Below are 18264 nucleotides of genomic sequence, written 5' to 3'. Positions count from 1 at the left end.
CAGAGAACTTTCGCCTCTGAACAGGCTTTAAGCCGCTTTGCGAGTGGGCTGGCTGATGTGCTCGGAAGATGTCCCCTCATCAATTGCCACGAACTCAGCCGTGATCTCACGCAAAGTCGCAGCGGCAGCTTCCCGGGAAAGTTCGACGGCTGACTGCAGACGAGCGAGAGCTTCCTTCACCAGACGAGGTGAAATCGGAGCCCGGTGGGCCATGAAAATCTTTTCGTGGATCTTCTCGGCCGAGACTTCGGATTCATAGAAGAGTTCTTCGTAGAGCTTTTCGCCGGGTCTAAGACCAGTAAAGACAATGTCGATATCGTCCGGGTACTTGAGCCCGGAAAGATAGATCATATCGCGGGCCAGATCGAGAATTTTCACCGGGTCGCCCATATCCAGAATCATGACGCCGCCGGTTTGTCCGATGGCCCCTGCCTGCAGCACGAGTTGAACGGCTTCAGGAATCGTCATGAAGAACCGCACCATCTCGGGATGCGTGACAGTGATCGGGCCACCTTCGAGAATCTGTCGGCGGAATGTCGGTACCACACTGCCAGCCGAGTTGAGCACATTCCCGAAGCGAACCGTCATGAATTCGGTTTTGGATTTCTGGGCAGTCGCCTGCAGATATTTCTCGGCAAAGAGTTTTGTAGAGCCCATGATGTTGGTGGGACGCACAGCTTTATCGGTCGAAATCAACACAAAGCGATCCACGCCAAATTGATCAGCAGCATCGACCAGTGCCTTTGTACCGAAGATGTTGTTACGGATCGCTTCCTGCGGATTGGCTTCCATAAGAGGAACATGCTTATATGCCGCTGCATGGAAAACCAGTTGGGGCTTGTAGGTATCGAAGATCTGTTCGAGCGTGGGTTGATCGCGCATATCGGCGATCTCGTAAACCAGTCGAGTGCCACCCGTCGTACGCGTCTGGAACTCCTGTTCCATGGCAAAAATGCCAGGCTCGGATTGATCGAGCAGAATCAGACTTTCCGGATTCAGAGCCAGAATTTGTCGGCACAGCTCTGAGCCAATACTTCCCGCAGCTCCCGTGACCAGCACACGGCGACGAGAGATGTAACTCCGCATACTTTCAAAATCGAGCTTTGTCGGTTCGCGGCGTAACAGGTCGGAGATGGTCACTTCCCGCGTCGCCAGCCGAATGCGTCCATTGACGATTTCATCGACACCCGGGATCACATGGGCCAGAAGATGTTGGTCATCACATTGCACGAGTAACTCTCGCACGATTCGCCCGGGCGTCGATGCCGGTATGAGCAACATTTCCGCTCGGACTTTTTTAGCGATTTTTGCAAGATCGATCTGGCCACTGAAGACTTCGGCTTCGCCAATAATGCTCGACTGAGAGAAACCTTCAGGATCGATAAAACCACAGATGCGATACTCTTCGTTGCCGCTTTTGAGTGCGCGGAAAATTGCCACTGCACTGGCATCTGCACCGTAGATCAAAGCCCGGCGTGGAGTCAGTTGCGACATACCACCCAGCCTGCGGTGGAGCTTAGGATGAATCACCTCACAATAGCTGCGAATCATCGAACGCAGGCCGGCAATTGCCAGAACTGTGAGCATCAGATCGATCAACACAATCGATCGCGGAATCACGATTCCCGAGGGCAGAAAGGCATTGATGGCCAAAAGTAATGTCGCTGCAAAAAAGGCATCTCCGGTGACGTAGATGACATCAACCAGCGAGGTGTAACGGTGCTTCCTGCGCCATTGACGAGTCAATAGATTCACCAGCGACTTGGTGGCAATCACCAGTGGAAAAGTGGCTAGAAATCTCCCCCAGACCTCACTGGGAACTTCGAAATCGAAGCGCAGAGAGTAGGCCAGAAGATATGTGAATCCGTACAGGATAATGTAGATCGGTGGAATGATCAGTTGTCGAAATGGCATACGAACGGTTCCTCACGATGTCTGTCGCCTGATGGCTTCAGACAGCATCCATGCTGTGTTCGTGGGGTGAAATCTGGACATTTCTGCCGGTGGTTCATCATGAAACCGGCTTGACGAGCGGAAGTGTTAGTTGATTGTGAACAGCCTGTCGAGACTGTTTCGTTACACGAGGCAACGATCCTGTGCTCAAGTGAATAGATCGACTCAGGAAATGCCGTTAAGCCGTAAAAAACTGAGCAGTCCACACAACGCGGGGCATTATCGTGAAACAATCGCTCGATTGGGTCTTCAGGCAGATTCAGGGAGCGTGGCGACAAGATCGTTTCCCAGACGAACAATCTGCTCGATCCCGAGTTCCAGCGGTTGTCGCGAACGGGATTGCCCCGGAACAGCCTCGTATCGACCGAGAATAAAACGTCCTTGGCCGAGTGTTGTCAGTCGAATCTCGTAGTATCGCTTGGCCGAAGTGAGCGAACTGGGAGGGATTGATCGAATCAGGACTTCCTGACCATCCTGATCGAATTCCAGAGGCCCCAGACTTTCGAGCAGATAGGTCACTTTCTGGCAGAGAGCATTGGCCCATTTCTTCAACACGTCCATCGAGGCATTGGTGAGATGACTGGCCTGAAGTTCGATTTCTTCCAGCGCGCAGCCAAAAGGCTGAGAGGCAATCACCTGGGCTGTGATGGAAATGTCACGGGGTGGAGTTGCCGGGGTGGAGTTTTGGCTGACATCCGGGATTGTCCACGAGATCGAGATTGGTATCGCGGGAGAGTAGGGCCCACCCTGCTGCAGCAACAGTTCCTGTTTCAGCAATTCTCCCGGAGAAGTGATGGAGGAACTGCTCGTCGGATGTGTTGCTGAACTTGGGGGTAAAGCTCCGGAAGACATTTTTGACCGATCCTTCGTCAACTGCCTGTGTTCCCCGGGCAAAGTCGGGGCGAGCGATCAGAAACGAGGATGGCAGGATCACTGCCAGAAATATCTGCGTTTCTGGTGACAGTTGAATTTTAGTCGTCTGACGCGGTTTGCGTCATGACGAGTTTGCTCCCCATGAAGAAGTTCTGCAGATTTGTGGCAGAAAATCTGACGGGTACAAAGCGGTGGAGGATGCGCTTCAGCCCGATAACGCGTGGATCTGGAAGGCAGCCCCGCTGCTACTTGTGAAGAATCAACTTTCCGTTTCGTGTGATTCGGAGGCGGTAAATTTCGCCCAGATGATTGATAAGGAGCTCTTTTTGCCCCTTCATCAAACTGGATGAGTCGACGGCAGAAGTCGTACCGGAAGTGAAATTGGTGCGAGTTTCGAGACTCTCGCCCGCTGCATTCTGGTGGCTAGGTTCCGAGGATGGGTTTAGCTCAGGCATTTCCCGACTCAATGGTCCAGTGAAGTACGTCTCCACAAGTATAATGCTGACATTGAGACTCAGTGTCAATTACGAGAAGAGGTTTCTTGCCAATTTGTAGAACAATCAACGGCATTAAACTCTGTAAAAGACTACTGAGGAAGGAGTTCTGGATTCCTTTGCAACACGGATCGCAACACCTGATCCAGCGACATATCGGTCGAAATCGGGAAGAAATCGATCTTCATTTCATGGCAGGCCGAGTTCAACTGCTGCTGGAATGACTGGTACTCCGCCAGATAGCCTTCGCGAATCGATGGCGCATTGGTCGTGCGATCGGGCCACTCTTCCAGTCCGATAAACTGCGTCCAACCCGTCATCGGAAAGGTTCTCTCCCAGCGATCCATCACTTGCAGCAGGAGGACATCGTGCCGGCCATAGCGCAATTGACGCAGGCCGGAGATCAATTCCTGAAGATCACTCAGCCCATCGGTCACAATCACCATGACGGCTCGACGTCGATTCTGATTCCCCAGCGAAATGAGGCATTGACCAGGGTTCCCCTTCCCCTCGGGTTGAATCTGTTCAATTTCGGCCAGCATCTGGCGATACGCGGGCCAACTCCTGGCAAAGCCGCCCGCTTGTGCGGCAGACTCAGCCAGCACATGGAGTTTCACATGATCCTGCTGCTGGAGAATCACCAATCCCAGCGAAGCACCCAGGAGCCGAGCATATTCAAACTTACTGCACGGCACTGCCGGAGAACGAAAAGCCATCGATTCACTGGAATCGATCAGAATCTGACAGCCAAAGCTGGTTTCATCATCAAATTGTTTGACATACAGCCGGTCGGACTTGCCAAAGACTTTCCAATCCACATACCGCAGATCATCGCCGGGCGTATATTCGCGATACTGGGCGAATTCGATGGAAAATCCGCGAGAGGAACTCGCATGCCTCCCCTGAGCCAGGCTGTCAACCACAGCACGCACTTGCAGTTCGAGTGTACCAAGCCGTTCAACGACCGAGAGATCGAGCACGCACTGAACTCCTTCTGCCAAACCGGGAAAACACGTTCACTTCAGCCTGACAATACCGCTTTCGTTCGGCAATGCTTAAACTGAGGTTTCAGACATCAGCAGGTGATTGTCGCCTGCCGGAACACCTTGCCTCAACTGGGATTTCTCTCCCGAGTTGAAGCAGGTGATCTGCCCAGTTCAACGAAACCCATTCACAACGCTGTTTTCAGCCGAATGGGAAAAGAATCTGTTACGGAGCATCGGCAATGCCCAGTTGTGTGCTGGCTTATTCGGGTGGATTAGATACATCGGTCATCCTCGGCTGGTTGCAGGATGAAGGTTATGACGTACATTGCGTCTACGTCGATGTGGGGCAACCTTGCGAAGACCGCGAAGCCATTCTGAAGAAGGCTCACGATTGCGGGGCCAAGTCGGCTCGGATTGTCGACGCCCAGGAAGAGATGTGCCGCGACTTCGCCTTCCCCGTCCTCCAGTGGCAGGCCAAGTACGAGAACATTTACCTGCTGGGCACCTCCATCGCCCGGCCATTGATCAGCAAGGTCTGCCTCCAGGTTTGCCGCGAAGTCGGTGCCGATGCCTACGCTCACGGTGCGACCGGCAAGGGGAACGACCAGTGCCGGTTCCAATTGGCTGCGGAAGCACTCAACCCGGATATCAAGATCATCGCTCCCTGGCGAATCGAAAAGTTCCGCAAGGCGTTCCCTGGCCGTACAGAACTGATCGCTTATTGCGAACAGAAGGGCATTCCCGTCAAAGCGTCCGCTGCCAAGCCCTACAGCTCTGACGAGAACTGCCTCCATATCAGTTACGAAGCGGGCAAGCTGGAAGATCCCAACGTTTGCGGCGTCGATATTGTCGATTTCGGCATGACGGTTTCGCCGCAAGCCGCCCCTGATGCTGTGGAATCGGTTTCGATTCAATTCGAAAAGGGGATTCCTGTCGGAGTGAACGGCAAGAAGCTCTCGCCACTGCAGATTGTGCTGGAACTCAACAAGATTGCCGGCCGCAATGGTGTCGGCCGGATTGATATTGTCGAGAACCGTTTTGTCGGCATGAAGAGCCGGGGCGTGTATGAAGCACCAGCCATGACTGTGCTGTACCATGCTCATCAAACGCTGGAACAACTCACCCTCGACCGCGATCTGGTCAACTTGCGCGATCGGCTCTCGCCAGAAGTCGCTCAGATGGTCTATTACGGCTTCTGGTACGTCTCCAAGATGGATGCCTTGCTCGCGTTCATCAAGGAAGCTCAACAGCCTGTGACAGGTGAAGTGGTGCTGGGCCTCTACAAGGGAAACATCATCAATCAGGGCCGCACCAGCCCGAACAGCCTCTACGACGAAGCGATTGCCAGCATGGAAGGTGGCGGTTCGTACAACCAGACCGATGCCGAAGGCTTCCTGCGAATCATGGGCCTCCCCAGCCGCGTCCAGGCCCGCGCTCGCGCCAGAAAGTATTAAAGTAGGGCAGGCTCCCGCCTGCCGATTCAGCGAACCGATCGCGACAATTATCAAAATGAAGGACACGCCAAGTCATGGAAGTGTCCTTCATTTTTACCTTATATAGATAATACTGGTGCATTCCGAGGACTCCATGCACCCTACCTGAATCACGCACCCCACCCAACAACTGTGCGATAAAGCTGGCTCCGTATGCATACAATGCACTTCATCACTCGATTGATTGTCGGCGGTGCGCAGGAGAATACCGTTTCGAATGTCGAGGATCAGGTGCAGCTTTTCGGCGACGAGGTCACACTTGTCACCGGGCCGGGCCTGGGGCCGGAAGGTTCGCTCGAAGAGCGGGCGGCGAAATCGGGTGCCCGCTTGATTGTCATGCCCGAACTGCATCGTGCCATTCGCCCCTGGCAAGACTGGCGAGCGTACCAGGAACTCAGGCGGCTCATTCGCACCTTGAAGCCCGACGTGATTCATACCCATGCCTCGAAGGCGGGGATCATCGGCAGGCAGGCAGGGTTTGTGGAAGGTGTCCCCGTTGTGCATACCATTCATGGAGCCTCGTTTCATTACGGGCAGTCAGCTCCCGCCTATCGTCTCTATCGTTTTCTCGAACAACGGGCAGGCCGGCAGACGGCTCACTTTATCAGCGTTTCCGATGCGATGACCGAGCAATACGTGGCTGCTCGAGTGGCCCCGCGAGAGAAATTCACGACCATCCGCAGCGGCTTCGATGTCCAACCCTATTTGTCGCCAGTCAAGAGTCGGGCCGAAATCCGCGCTCAACTCGGCCTGAGCGAGAGCGATCTTGTCGTCGGCAAGATCGCCCGGCTGTTCCACCTCAAAGGGCATCAGTACCTCATTGCCGCCGCTCCCGAAATCGTCCGGCAACAACCTCAGGTGAAGTTTCTTCTCGTTGGTGATGGTATTCTCCGGGAGCAGTATCAGGCGGAGATCGCGAGGCTCGGTCTGACGGATCACTTCGTCTTCACCGGCCTCGTGCCACCCAGCCAGATCCCGGAGCTCATTCATGCGATGGATGTCGTGGTCCATTGCAGCGAATGGGAAGGGTTAGCCCGCGTCTTGCCGCAGGGCTTGCTGGCAGGCAAGCCCGTCATCAGCTACGACATCGACGGTGCCAGCGAGATCGTCCGCCCGGGTGAAACTGGCTATCTGTTGCCGCGAGGTGATGTGCCAGGGTTGGCTAAAGCGACCATCGAGTTGCTGGCAAATCCGCTCCTTCGCCAGCAATACGGCCAGCGGGGGCGAGAATTATTTCAGGACGTCTTTCGTCATGAGTATATGACTCAGAAAATTCGTGAGATCTACGCGACAGTCGCTCATCCTGCGAAAGCCATCCAGGCCCTGCAATGAACATCCGATTGCCTTACTCCATGGTGCAAACAGGTCAATCGACATTCTTTAGCCATTACTCCAGGTGGTAAACCCTTGGAAAAGTGATACCTGTTCGCCAAGCGATCTTCCAGGCAGGCGATTCATGGAAAGTTCTGCCGACGGATCGGCAACCAAATCGAGATTTTACTTGTCTTCAAAAACAAACAGTTGAGGTAAATACCTCACAATGGCGGCACGAGCAACCTTCGCCCGCAGCGCGACTGGATGAATACCACCAATGAGCACGCGTTAATCCCCTGGTAGAGCTGGCTGGCATTCGTGCCTGCGCCATCAACGCCGGCGTGTCTCTCTGACAACGGGAGCCCGGGCCAGAGTAAAAATCACAATCTCTTCACCAGTCTTGGTGCTGATATCGTGATGCAGGCTGATTGACGCCACTCCAGTGGTTTGTTCAACCATCTCTTCCAACTGCGACCGAGCTGTCTCAATCAGTTGAGTGCGCACTTCTTTAAGCAGATCACGACCTTTTCCCGGGGGTAAGGTCTTGATCAATTGTTGTTCCGCAGCTGTCAAAACACCCTGGAGTCGAACAATCAGCAGATCCCCCACCAGATGCGCATGGATGTCTTTAGGTCCGCGGCCCATGAAATCCTGCTCAAAACGGGCCATGGCAATACATACGGAAGAAGCAATCTCTCCCGCGGTTTTTGGCTCAATGATTGGTTTGGTCATCTGAACTCACCTTGCATATCCATTCAAATCATTCACAAGCAACGTGTCATCTATTGCTGTACGGAAGGGGATCTATTGTCAGAACACTCATCCTTCATAACCTAAAGAAATGAAAAAAGGAATGAATCGATTTTCCACAATCTCAGAAAATGTGACCATTGTCCCTGTTCATCATCATGCCACAGGGTACCATGAAGCATGACTTGGCTGAAGAATTCATAGTACCTATATTTTTCACGGCCAGTCATTATCGCAGAACGGTCTCGTCTATCAGCGACATTGAAAATATCCCTCGGAAGACAAGAGAAAATGCAGGCCGGGTCATCCCGGAAGGCATGATCATCTGTAAGCCGACATAAAGAGTTCCCTGCCCGGGATCTTTTTATGTCGGTTTTTGTTTTTCAGGTATTAGATACCGACGCTTGATGATCTTAAGTTGCATGCACGATGTCATATGACGTCATCGTGGATCTCATCATACGAACTGAGGGAATCCACTTAGTGACATCGATCACAGCTATTTCTCCGTCATCACGCGATAAGCCACATCCTGAGAGTTTCACCATCTATTGATAGCAGAATGGAAATATCAATGAATCGGCAGTCCGAATGCCAGAGCGAGAGAGCGATAGCGTCAATGGTACCCATCGACCTCCCGGAGTTGACTGATCTTGTCACTCGCAGACTTTACGGAAGTGTTCGCGGCATTCGAGTGCTGCGTTCGTCAACACACTTACTGATCCATGGACGAACGGATTCGTATTACATCAAACAATTAGCACAATCAGTGCTGCTGGAGTACGCCGACGGCGTACCTGTAATTAACAAGATTCGAGTGTTTTAGATCCGGTTCACTGTTGGCATGCCTGCGCTTGTGCAATGTTTGCTCACAGGAGCACCAGGATTCCTCCGCTCGGGCATAAGCCTTTCAAAAAACAGCCTGCGGCGAACCCCCAGAGAAGAATGGCAAGGATATCGTTATGCCCCCAAAAACCAAGTCGATGGAGCAACAAGTCAAGGATGTCATCACCAGGTTTCAATTGGAAATGTCGGGACATGCGCCAACCAAAGTCACAGTCACGCTTGATCAGGCGACATTAATCGTGACTCTCATCGATGCGTTGTCACCCGTCGAGGTGACATTATCGCAGACTGAAACGGGCGCTGCTCAGGTTCAAGAATACCACAACCGACTCTTCATGTGCTCTCTTCCCGCCTTGAGAGAGGAACTTCAGCGTGTAACAGGCGTAGCGATTCAAGATGCCGCTGTGGAGTTTGAGACCGACAATGGTGTCGTAACTCATACATTTGTTAATGGAACAGTGATTCAACTCTTCCGACTAGCAAGTGGAATTCCAGCCTCCAAATGGACCGGCGAGATCTCTTCCAGTTAGAGAGACGTGGCAGCGCTTATTGCCTGCTTGCAGCCACATCACACTATGGAACAACCTCGTGTTCCAAGACTGAGCTTTCCTTATTGATAGAAAGGAGTCTCTGCATGCTGACAACTGTACTGATTGTATTGCTCATACTCATGATGATCGGTGCGATGCCCACCTGGGGTTATAGTCGCAACTGGGGGGCGTATCCAAGCGGAGGGATTGGGCTCATTGTCGTGATCCTGATCGTTCTCCTTCTGATGCAACGCATCTGAGATGTGAATCTGGCCGCATTTGCAGCCAACTGTATGAATCCAAGGATTAAGAAAGTATCAATCATGTGCTCTTTATGGAAGTATGTCTTGGGAACCATGATTACGGGTTTTACCCTGTTTATGGGATGTCCTGACGCAGAAGCGCAGCTGTTTCGGGTGGGTTATGGAAACGCATCCAATCGATACTATGGAAATCAGTACTACGGAAACGGATGGAATGGTGGCTACCGCCAGCAGGCGGTTTACGGATATGGTAGCGGATACAACCAACCCGGATGGTCTGGCTATCGGTATCAGAATGGTTATACCTATGGGCCGAACACCTACGATCGTGGACGGCGTGGAAGATACTATCGACCGCAAGTGCAATATAGTTGTGTCGCTTATCAGCAACCTGTCGCCGCCTGCCAGACAATAGGAGTTGTTATGGCTGGCTATACGACACAAGTCGCAGCCTGTTGCGTTCCACAACCTTCCTGTTGCACCACCACTTCGACAGCAGCAGTCGTTTCGGCAATCCCTGGGCAGGCAAGTGAGCCTACTCTGGCCACACTGCCAGCGGACGACTCACAGACAGTGCGCAGGGATGATGAACAGGTCAGTGATCGGTAACTGTCATCTGTATCCAGAAGCTCTCGTACTTTTCGTGAGATGATCCGTTTTCTTCATTTTGCAGAATGTCCGGCGAACCAGATGGATCGCCGGACATTTTTCTTAACGTTACGCTCAGATTTCATATTCCTGTGGCAGCCAATTTATGAATTGTTTGCTCAATAAAATACTGGTTATTACGCCGCCACGACCAAATAACCTGGGAAGTCGGTCCTTGAATCCAATCCAATATCTGGGCATGTAGCATACGATGTGAATTCGAGAGAGATTCTACAGGCCTTAACGAATGTCTATTTCTTGCCTCGAAATGGAAGGCAATGCTTTTTCAGGCTGCTGCAAAGGAGAATCGTTATCGGCTGGAAGATCAGCAGGGGGCATGGGTAACTTCCAATTCATCATGCTCAATGGAGAAGGTCGGTCGCCATCGGAGAAGGGACGGTGGCTCTTCATCTCGATTGGATTCTTGCTGTTCCACAGTTGGAACTGTCGATGCCAGATCTTTTCGTGAGTCAATCTGGATCGCATGATAAGTCTGGGTCGTATGAAGTCGGCACATGCAGACTTCTCCGGTACTTTGAATCGTGAATTCAAAGGGGCCGCTTTTGTTGACCGAATGCCCTTCCGGAGTTTCCATCCAGCATCGACCGGGGATTTTTGCTCCCTGGTGAAAAAGGAAACTTTGGATGACAAGGATTATTGAAGGCTCTCCTTCCGAGTTAACAACAGAAATCTGATCCACGAGCATGGATTCAATGCGTGCCATGGAATTCTCCGAAAATCAATGATGTCATGGGAGCGTGGAGTGAATGAGTTTGTTGCGAAATGAGAACTGTTCCTGATGACAAGTCTCTCTCATGCCAACTTGTTTGCTTGATGCGATTCCGGATCTCTGTGGTGCCGGTTAAGCAACGGTTTTTGCCAATGTGGGCTTCTAAATACGCCCCAAGGTTCCGCTGTTGTGGAAGTTGAACGAGAATCCGGCATGAATTCAGACAGATTCTCAATCACCACAAACGAAAAAGGCCGACGCAGACCAGCCCATGAAGAGAGCTGTTCTGCGTCGGCCTTCAGTGAAGCTTGCTTTCCGGCAAATACCGGACTGCACTCTTTCCTATCTGCCGTTATAACTGTTTACTGTTTTTCTGATGTCAAATGCGTTACTGGCTCAAGAACCTTGGCAGATGGAAGTTCAGTCTCCTGCCAACCGCGCAGTGATAATACTTCGAAGACTCTCATTGAACAGGAGGAATCAGCAACCTTTCGAAAACTTAACCAAGTTTTTTCTGAAGTGGACAGTGAGCTCGATCCCACCCAAAGCTGTCGATTCGAAGGAAACAGTCAGAGATGGCTGCACACATCGGGATGGATCCTTGTCAGGCATCGCCGACCTCTGACTTCTAAACGGCTGATTGCTTCTGCCAATCGAGAGATGAGGTTCATCAGCCCAGATACGGCGTTAAGCGGGCGACGGCGTCGGAAGAACCAAGCTCGTCTTTGCCAAAGCCATAGGCTGCACCAATCGCGACGGCTTCCTGCTGGTACTCAGGATAGTTCGTAATCAGCATCACCGGGATCTTCTGGAACCGCTCATCAGATTTCATCTGGCGGATAATATCCATGCCGTCGGTGTAGTCGGCATCGAGCTTGCGATTGATCAGTACCAAGTCATAGCTCGACTTACCCAGGAGATCGATTGTCTCCGGAGCAGTGGCTGAAGGAATGATCTCCACATCGAAGCTCGACTTCAGAAAATTCGTAATCTTTATCGTATCCGGCACACACTGGCCGACATTCAGTACGCGACGTGTCATAGGTCAAATCTTTAAGTGTTTGATGTTGGGTATTTGTGAAATACTGGCCAAGCTCATCTGGATTTTGAGAGTCAGCACAGAACAGACTCAGGATTGATACGGATCGTAGGGAGCACCGGCTAGACCTTCATCAGCACGAGGGTCTACCGAACCGGGAGGTCGCGGGCCAATGTACTGATAATACTGGCACTGAATGCGGCCATTATAGAGCTTCCGACGACGATCTGCCCGGCGGCGGAAAAAGCGTTCAAAGCCCACATCGGCAGTTAAGACATAGATCGACCACGTCTTCAGCGGTGAAAAGGCATCGGCCATATCATCGTAAATGGCTTCTGCTGATTCTCGATCACCCAAACGCTCGCCATAAGGGGGGTTGGTGACAATTACGCCGTAATCCCGGGAATCTTTCAGTTCGAGCACATCCATTTGTGTGACATGCAGCATGCCCGCCACACCGGCCGCCCGGGCATGATCTTCTGTCAATTGGACAGCCTGGGGACTGATATCCGAGGCAAACAGCGGGTATGTCGTCGGTTTGGAAATCTGCAGATCGCGCGCTTCCTCACGGGCTTTGAGCCAGTTTTCGACGGGCAGACGTTCCCAGCGTTCCGCCTGGAAGTTTCGATCCAATCCCGGGGCCCGGTTTTTGGCAATCAATGCTGCTTCGATAGGAATCGTTCCACTGCCACAAAAAGGATCGAGAAAAGGGCGTTCGCGATTCCAGAAACTGAGCTGTACCAGTGCCGCTGCCAGAGTTTCCTTGAGAGGAGCTGCGCCCCCTTGCTTGCGATAGCCTCGCTTGTGCAGACCAGGGCCTGAAGTATCAATGGTCAACGTGACAACATCGCGCAGGATCGAGACATCGATGGGATATTCAAAGCCGGTTTCTTGAAACCAGTGCCGCTGACTGTTTTGCTTGCGGCTTTCCACAATCGCCTTTTTGACGAGACTTTGAACCGCTGGTGGATTGTGCAACAGCGATCGCACACAACTCCCTGTGACAGGAAAGGCAGCATCTTCCGGGAGCCATTCGCTCCAGGGGAGTTCTTTGGTCTGATCGAAGAGTTCGTCGAAATCCTTGGCGACGAACTTTCCGATTTGTAGCAGAACGCGATCTGCAGAGCGCAGCCAGAGGTTGGTTCGCGCCACAGCGAGCGCATCACCTTTGAAGGTAATTTTTCCATCTTCAATTTGCTGCTCGTGGTAGCCCATGGCAGCCAGTTCTCGCGAGACAACAGCTTCGAGTCCGAAAGCCGTCGTGGCGATTAAATCCAGCGAATTCATAAAACTCTCAAAGAACATGTGTCAAAAAGTCGGGGGCCATGATCGACCCAAACAGCCAGTCTAGCAGATGAAGTCGGAGATGGGAATTTTGGGGAGTGTGGGATTTGATATTGGGTGTTGGGTATTGGGTGTTGGGTGTTTGGTGTTTGGTGTTTGGGAGTTGGGAGTTGCGTCAAAACTGCTGGTGAAAGGCTCTTCTTCCTCAAATACCAAATACCCAAAACCAAATACCCAATCCATCACTCCACATCCTGCTCAATCACCACCTCATACTCCCCCGAATTATTGGCGAGATCGTAGAAATGGTCGTTGATGCGCAGAAAGAGCACTGCCTCGCGAGGGGCGGTCAGTCGGGCGATTTGACCTGCGGGAATGACTTCTGTGAATTCCGCACCGTGGGCTGTGAGTGGCAGGTCAGGAATCCCCCACCAGGCCATGAGCCGTCCCAGTTTCTGGCCATTCGCATAATCCACCGAGATCCCTTGTGGTTGCGAAATCCACGGGCGAGTGGTGCGATTCAGCTCGACTTGTCCTTTGGCACGCAGACGAATCGTGGTGCCTTGAGGAACCAGCAGGCCCGTCGATTGCCAGCCCGCCTTCGCTGCAATCGAGCGTGTGACCGGTTGAACCGCCAGGGGTTCCATGGGGCGATGTAACGTCGCAGCCAAAGCGGTATCATAACCAAAACAAATATCTGTCGAGAGCCGTAACCAATCGCTGGAAAGCCATGTCGTCGATGTCTGATCAGCTCGGCGGGCCGATTGGAGGAATTCCTCCAATGTTCGAGATGTTCGTAGCTTGGCGAAATCCGGCCCATAGGTGGGATGCTGGCTGCAGAACTGAATCCAGAGCCAGGCCCAGGCATAGTCGTCGTTCGTAGAAAATTCGTGGGCGTCAATTGTCAGTAAATCAGCAAACGAACGTCCTTTTCCTGTAGCAAGATCTTCCTGAATCAGGCCAATCCGCCCCCAGCCAGCGAAATCTTCGGGCCTGCCGGGAAGCACTCCAAAATAGGGCTTGCCCGCTTCGTCTATAAAGTTTGTGGCGTACCACTCGGCAATCCCTTCCTTAAATCCCACAGGCAAATCTTCACGCACTCCAATCAAAGTCACCACGTGAGTAAGCTCATGCAGGAATAGATGCCTCAAGTAGTAAGGCGTGGCCTGCATTTTCATCCAGAACTCACTCCCCCGATGTCGACCATGCAGAAAGCCCGGCAAATCTTCTGGCAACAGCCCTGTCTCGCGGAAGCTCGTCATGTCAGACATGACATAGCCCGTCAATTGCTGATTCTCGGGCCACTTGATGTGGAAATCGCTCTGCAGTCGCTGGAGCAGCGCTTCCCCCAGTTCGGGAAGTTTGGCAACTTCGGCTAGTGGAAGATCGGTCACGATGACGATGTGCGGCGAAGTGATCACCCGAAACCCCAGCGCTTCGAGTTCTGCTGGAGTTTTCGCTGGAGCGGGAAGAGTGGCCAGTTCTGGCCCGGCAGGCCGTGCAGCCATTTGCGCACGGGGGTTCGATTCTCCGCCCGTCTGCGATGAAGCAAACGCCTGAGGATCCGCATCCGGGACGACCATCTCCGGCTCATCCTGCATATTGCTGGCAATCTCTGCCACTCGTCGCTGGGCGGCTTGACTCGTTCTGGAAGTCGTTGAGTCCTGGCTGTTTGAAGTTACCTGTGATGACGCAGGGCTGGCCACCTGACGATCTGCATTTTGATCGCCCGCAGGTTGACTGACGGCTGGCCGATCGCCGCAGCCCGAAATCATCAGTGAACAGCCTGCCAGCAAAAACAACAGATACCGGGAGGGCCGACCAAATCGAAGCCATAAGCCAGCTGAAAAAACATCGGCACGACTAGACATGGTGGATTTCCATCGGCAGCGCGCTGGATGTATCAGCAGTGTTCATGTCGGCGTTCATCTCGTCACAATTCATGTCACTTGAGTCGAACCATTCGTCGGCTGGGTCAAAAGGGGGTGAAACGATATTGATGATCGTGGCCTCACCCACAATTCGATGCCTCACCAGGGGCGGAATGGAAATCGCCAGCAGTTTCGTCAAAGGATAGCTCTGGCCATTCAGTTCAATCGTGGCGTGAGCCGCATGGTCGAGGACAACATAAATCTCCTGGTGTTCTCGATGGTAATGCGTACGGGCAGCTTTGGTGATTTGTGTGTAATGCACACTGACGCTGGTTCCTGCATCATGGCCAAAGGCCCTTTGGGCCCAGCCGCACGGACAGGCGACAGCTTCGATTTCACTCAGCGAAATCATCTGAGGCATGGCGGCTGATGGTGAATCCTTTGTTGATTCAGTCATGCCCGTACTTTCTTCGTTTGGGAAGTTGTGGAGCCCCTGGCGAAGTTTCCTGACTGGCATTGCGACCATGACTTGCCGGCACCCAGCGGGCAAACGTTTCTTTCGCTTCCCGTAAAGCTTCGGCAGTGGGAGGCTGCCTCGGCCCGGTGGATTCCGGAGTGATGCGATGCATCTTTTTCAACTCGTAAGTGACTTTGGCTTTTTGCGAACGATAAATCCACAACGATGACAACATCCGCTCACTCACCGGACGATCCGTCGCCACCACAAACCGATAACACATCCAGCCGATCAGCGAAAAGACAAACAAACAGATCCCCAGCGGAATCAGTACTTGATCGGAAGAGGTGAGCACAATGGTCGAACAGGCGACCAATCCACAGATGATGACAAAAGTGACGGCCAGCAAAGAGACCGCACTTCGTGCCGCCGACGAATCACGCTGGATCGGTTTCATAGGTAGTCACTTTCTGCAGGCACATCCCACGTGAGAGACCAATGAATTCGACCGAAATTACAGGACAAATACCAGAGGAAGTTCACCACAGACCAGAATCTGTGATCTGGTGCTCATTGGAGCAACGTATGAAACGAGCTCACTCGATTCAGATTGTATCGTTCAAACCGTCCATGTTCGAGGCCTGCTAACGACCACGCTTGAGGGTGTAGAGCGGGCCATAGCCAAAAGGTTTCTGACACTTGGGGCACTTGGCGGATTTGATCGACGCCGGCGTTTTGTCGCCAATTTTCTCTTTTTTGCGACCATTCTCCGAGACGACCAGACCACAACTCTGGCAGCGGTAGCCCGAGAGTTCGAGAGTGAAGTTTTTGTCGGTCTGATAATACGCCAGGTGCTGAAGTTCAAAGACCGGCGTCTCGAGATAATGGCACGCCAAAGTGGACTGTTCACTCTGGAGAGGAATGCCAGATCCTTCGGCAAAGTTCGTCCAACTAGTCCCTTCCCTTATCGCCTTAGCCAGAGTGCGAAACTGACTTAATGAAAACGAGAGAAACTTTTGCGGCGTACCTTCTTCACCCGAGATCAGTTCGAGGGCAATGCGTCCTTCACCAAAGACAGCCAAACTCTGGAGCGATTCATTTCCTCCGGCAATCGTGGGTTGGACAATCGCCATCGACTCAGCAGCAACGGGCACGATGGTGATCGTGGCAGGGCTGAGATCGGTCTCGTCTTTTTTGGCCATCAGTCGAGATTTGAGAGCTGCTCGAAACTCGGGGATCTTCTTCGCTGTTGGCTTGAGCAAAGTCCCCTTGGGCCATTCCAGGAGCACCAGTGCCTGTGGATCAATCGCCAGATCAATCAGCGAAAAGTCTTTGGCATGTGCGGCTGCTTTGAGCTTCAGTTTCCCCTTGGCAATCGTGTGCAGTGCCACATCCTGAATGATGTGGACGAACTTGCCCACTGCTTCCAGATTGATGGGCGGATCAAGCGGAATTTCTTCTTCAGCACCGGCATTCGTCGTTTTGCGTAAGGGAACAACCAGCTTCGCACCGCATTTGGGGCACTTGCCAACTTTGCCGCGATGATGATCCATCACACGGACTTTACAGCCAGCCTCACAAGTGGTCAGGAAACCTTTCTTGCGCGGTTTGAGTGCCAGTTCCTGCTCTTCCTTCTCTTCAGAAAGAGCAATGTGCAGGAGGAGATCATCTTCGGACATCTCTTCAGCGGGATGACTGGCATCGCTCACTTCGGGCGTTCCAATCAGTTCTTCCTGTGGAGAAGTTTCAGCCCCACTCCCATCGAGTGACATCATGGGAATCGTTTCGATCGACTCTTCCATCGTCGATCCATCGACCGATTCCGGCTCCAGGCGCGGAATTTCGCTCAGTGCAAAAGTATCCCCTGAGGTCTCATTCACCTGGGGGAAAGCCATTGGTGGCGGCTCAATGGCCATCGTGGCTTCAGTGAGGAAAATATCCCCAGAAAGTTCGAAATCGTCCTCTTCATCCTCGGCACTCTGATCCACCCCGCTGGCTTCTACGAGGGGTTGATCCGAAATGAGTGGACTGGCTCCGGGCTCTAAGCCATGCCCATTCCTTTGAGCGTAGTAAGCTGCTAACTGAGCGTTTTTATCGATCTCGGAAAGCGAAGCCGGCGTGTGAGGTTCGGCCTTCAGCATGGAGCGTGACTGCGGATTACGATCCGTTGGCGTTGCCGGCGAGCGTTGATCGCTCTGTCGTTCATCAAAGGCGGCTTGAATATCCGCTCGCAGGAAGACTCCACAATTCCAGCACCGCACCAGGCCACTACGAACCGCTTCACCGCAATTGTGGCAACTCCCCAGATCTTCAATCACAGCCTCGTCGGTCGGCAAAGGCTGAATCGCCAGCTCTTCAGCCCGCTCTCGATCAAACACATGATGGCAGCGATGGCACTCAACGGTGTCATCGAGCAGCAATGTGCCACAGCCGGGACAGGGAGAAATTCCAATCGACATAAGCGACTCGCAGATCTTGCGTGCCAAGTAGATTGACAGGCAATCGACCCAGAGAGGGAACTGAAAGGTGAACACATCAATATGCGTACAATAAGCGATGCACAAATCCCCAAAATACCCGCAATGTGCTTCGCTTCCCACTCCAGATTATCGAGTGCAGCGGCTTTTTCGGGTTTTTCAGGCAGGTTAAGCAGTCCATTCCGGAGATGACGAAATGGATTCGCATTTACCGAAAATGTCGTTCTCGCCACGAAATTGAGATTGATGGCAGAAA

At 52.6% G+C, this 18264-nt stretch carries 17 protein-coding genes; 6 read left to right on the top strand and 11 right to left on the bottom strand.

From position 1 onward, the window contains the following. Positions 1-27 precede the first annotated feature (27 nt). The 4 genes from PLIM_RS21400 to PLIM_RS21385 all read right to left on the bottom strand — a co-directional run bounded on the left by PLIM_RS21400 (position 28) and on the right by PLIM_RS21385 (position 4300). Entirely contained in the window at positions 28-1914 is a 1887-nt protein-coding gene (locus PLIM_RS21400) for a polysaccharide biosynthesis protein (RefSeq protein ID WP_013112408.1), read from the bottom strand. A 288-nt stretch (positions 1915-2202) separates the two neighbouring features. Next, a complete protein-coding gene (locus PLIM_RS21395; RefSeq protein ID WP_013112407.1) occupies positions 2203-2805 on the bottom strand; it encodes a hypothetical protein in 603 nt (200 codons plus the stop codon). A gap of 266 nt (positions 2806-3071) precedes the next feature. Further along, positions 3072-3281: a hemin uptake protein HemP gene (hemP, locus tag PLIM_RS24910; protein ID WP_013112406.1), complete on the bottom strand. Its 210-nt coding sequence runs from the start codon at positions 3279-3281 to the stop codon at positions 3072-3074. Between the two features lie 131 nt (positions 3282-3412). Beyond that, the gene (locus PLIM_RS21385) at positions 3413-4300 is read right to left on the bottom strand and encodes a DUF58 domain-containing protein (RefSeq protein WP_013112405.1); all 888 of its coding nucleotides are present in this window, start codon (positions 4298-4300) and stop codon (positions 3413-3415) included. Between the two features lie 245 nt (positions 4301-4545). Between PLIM_RS21385 and PLIM_RS21380 the strand changes: the two genes are divergently transcribed. Both PLIM_RS21380 and PLIM_RS21375 read left to right on the top strand, forming a co-directional pair. Continuing rightward, complete coding sequence (locus PLIM_RS21380; protein ID WP_013112404.1) at positions 4546-5760, top strand: argininosuccinate synthase; 1215 nt, start codon at positions 4546-4548, stop codon at positions 5758-5760. 192 nt (positions 5761-5952) lie between these two features. After that, the gene (locus tag PLIM_RS21375; RefSeq protein ID WP_013112402.1) at positions 5953-7131 is read left to right on the top strand and encodes a glycosyltransferase family 4 protein; all 1179 of its coding nucleotides are present in this window, start codon (positions 5953-5955) and stop codon (positions 7129-7131) included. A 312-nt stretch (positions 7132-7443) separates the two neighbouring features. Here PLIM_RS21375 and PLIM_RS21370 read toward each other — a convergent pair whose 3' ends face one another. After that, positions 7444-7845, bottom strand: coding sequence for a DUF2294 domain-containing protein (locus PLIM_RS21370; protein ID WP_013112400.1), 402 nt, complete (start codon positions 7843-7845; stop codon positions 7444-7446). A gap of 592 nt (positions 7846-8437) precedes the next feature. Here PLIM_RS21370 and PLIM_RS24295 point away from each other — a divergent pair. The 4 genes from PLIM_RS24295 to PLIM_RS24290 all read left to right on the top strand — a co-directional run bounded on the left by PLIM_RS24295 (position 8438) and on the right by PLIM_RS24290 (position 10111). Further along, positions 8438-8689 carry a hypothetical protein gene (locus PLIM_RS24295; RefSeq protein ID WP_013112399.1) on the top strand — a complete coding sequence of 84 codons (252 nt, stop codon included), beginning with the start codon at positions 8438-8440 and terminating at the stop codon, positions 8687-8689. A 136-nt stretch (positions 8690-8825) separates the two neighbouring features. Then, positions 8826-9239 (top strand): DUF2294 domain-containing protein, encoded by a 414-nt coding sequence (locus PLIM_RS21365; protein ID WP_013112398.1) that lies wholly within the window; start codon positions 8826-8828, stop codon positions 9237-9239. A 104-nt stretch (positions 9240-9343) separates the two neighbouring features. Then, positions 9344-9499 carry a DUF3309 family protein gene (locus PLIM_RS23790; protein WP_013112397.1) on the top strand — a complete coding sequence of 52 codons (156 nt, stop codon included), beginning with the start codon at positions 9344-9346 and terminating at the stop codon, positions 9497-9499. A gap of 63 nt (positions 9500-9562) precedes the next feature. Further along, positions 9563-10111 (top strand): hypothetical protein, encoded by a 549-nt coding sequence (locus PLIM_RS24290; RefSeq protein ID WP_013112396.1) that lies wholly within the window; start codon positions 9563-9565, stop codon positions 10109-10111. 1439 nt (positions 10112-11550) lie between these two features. Here PLIM_RS24290 and PLIM_RS21345 read toward each other — a convergent pair. The 6 genes from PLIM_RS21345 to PLIM_RS21320 form a co-directional block, all read right to left on the bottom strand. After that, on the bottom strand, positions 11551-11922 hold the full coding sequence (locus PLIM_RS21345) for a PleD family two-component system response regulator (RefSeq protein ID WP_013112394.1): 372 nt from the start codon (positions 11920-11922) through the stop codon (positions 11551-11553). A gap of 87 nt (positions 11923-12009) precedes the next feature. Next, positions 12010-13206, bottom strand: coding sequence for a THUMP domain-containing class I SAM-dependent RNA methyltransferase (locus PLIM_RS21340; RefSeq protein WP_013112393.1), 1197 nt, complete (start codon positions 13204-13206; stop codon positions 12010-12012). A gap of 239 nt (positions 13207-13445) precedes the next feature. Continuing rightward, positions 13446-15074 carry a hypothetical protein gene (locus PLIM_RS21335; protein WP_013112391.1) on the bottom strand — a complete coding sequence of 543 codons (1629 nt, stop codon included), beginning with the start codon at positions 15072-15074 and terminating at the stop codon, positions 13446-13448. Then, the gene (locus tag PLIM_RS21330; protein WP_013112390.1) at positions 15067-15531 is read right to left on the bottom strand and encodes a cupin domain-containing protein; all 465 of its coding nucleotides are present in this window, start codon (positions 15529-15531) and stop codon (positions 15067-15069) included. The genes PLIM_RS21335 and PLIM_RS21330 overlap by 8 nt, the downstream gene beginning before the upstream one ends. Beyond that, positions 15524-15988, bottom strand: coding sequence for a hypothetical protein (locus PLIM_RS21325; protein WP_013112389.1), 465 nt, complete (start codon positions 15986-15988; stop codon positions 15524-15526). Before PLIM_RS21325 ends, PLIM_RS21330 begins: the two co-directional genes overlap by 8 nt. 187 nt (positions 15989-16175) lie before the next feature. After that, positions 16176-17990 (bottom strand): hypothetical protein, encoded by a 1815-nt coding sequence (locus PLIM_RS21320; protein WP_013112388.1) that lies wholly within the window; start codon positions 17988-17990, stop codon positions 16176-16178. Positions 17991-18264 lie beyond the last annotated feature (274 nt).

This window comes from Planctopirus limnophila DSM 3776 (assembly GCF_000092105.1).
Classification (GTDB): domain Bacteria; phylum Planctomycetota; class Planctomycetia; order Planctomycetales; family Planctomycetaceae; genus Planctopirus; species Planctopirus limnophila.
The sequence above is the reverse complement of the archived record's forward strand: the minus strand, read 5'-3'. Positions and strand labels throughout refer to the sequence as shown.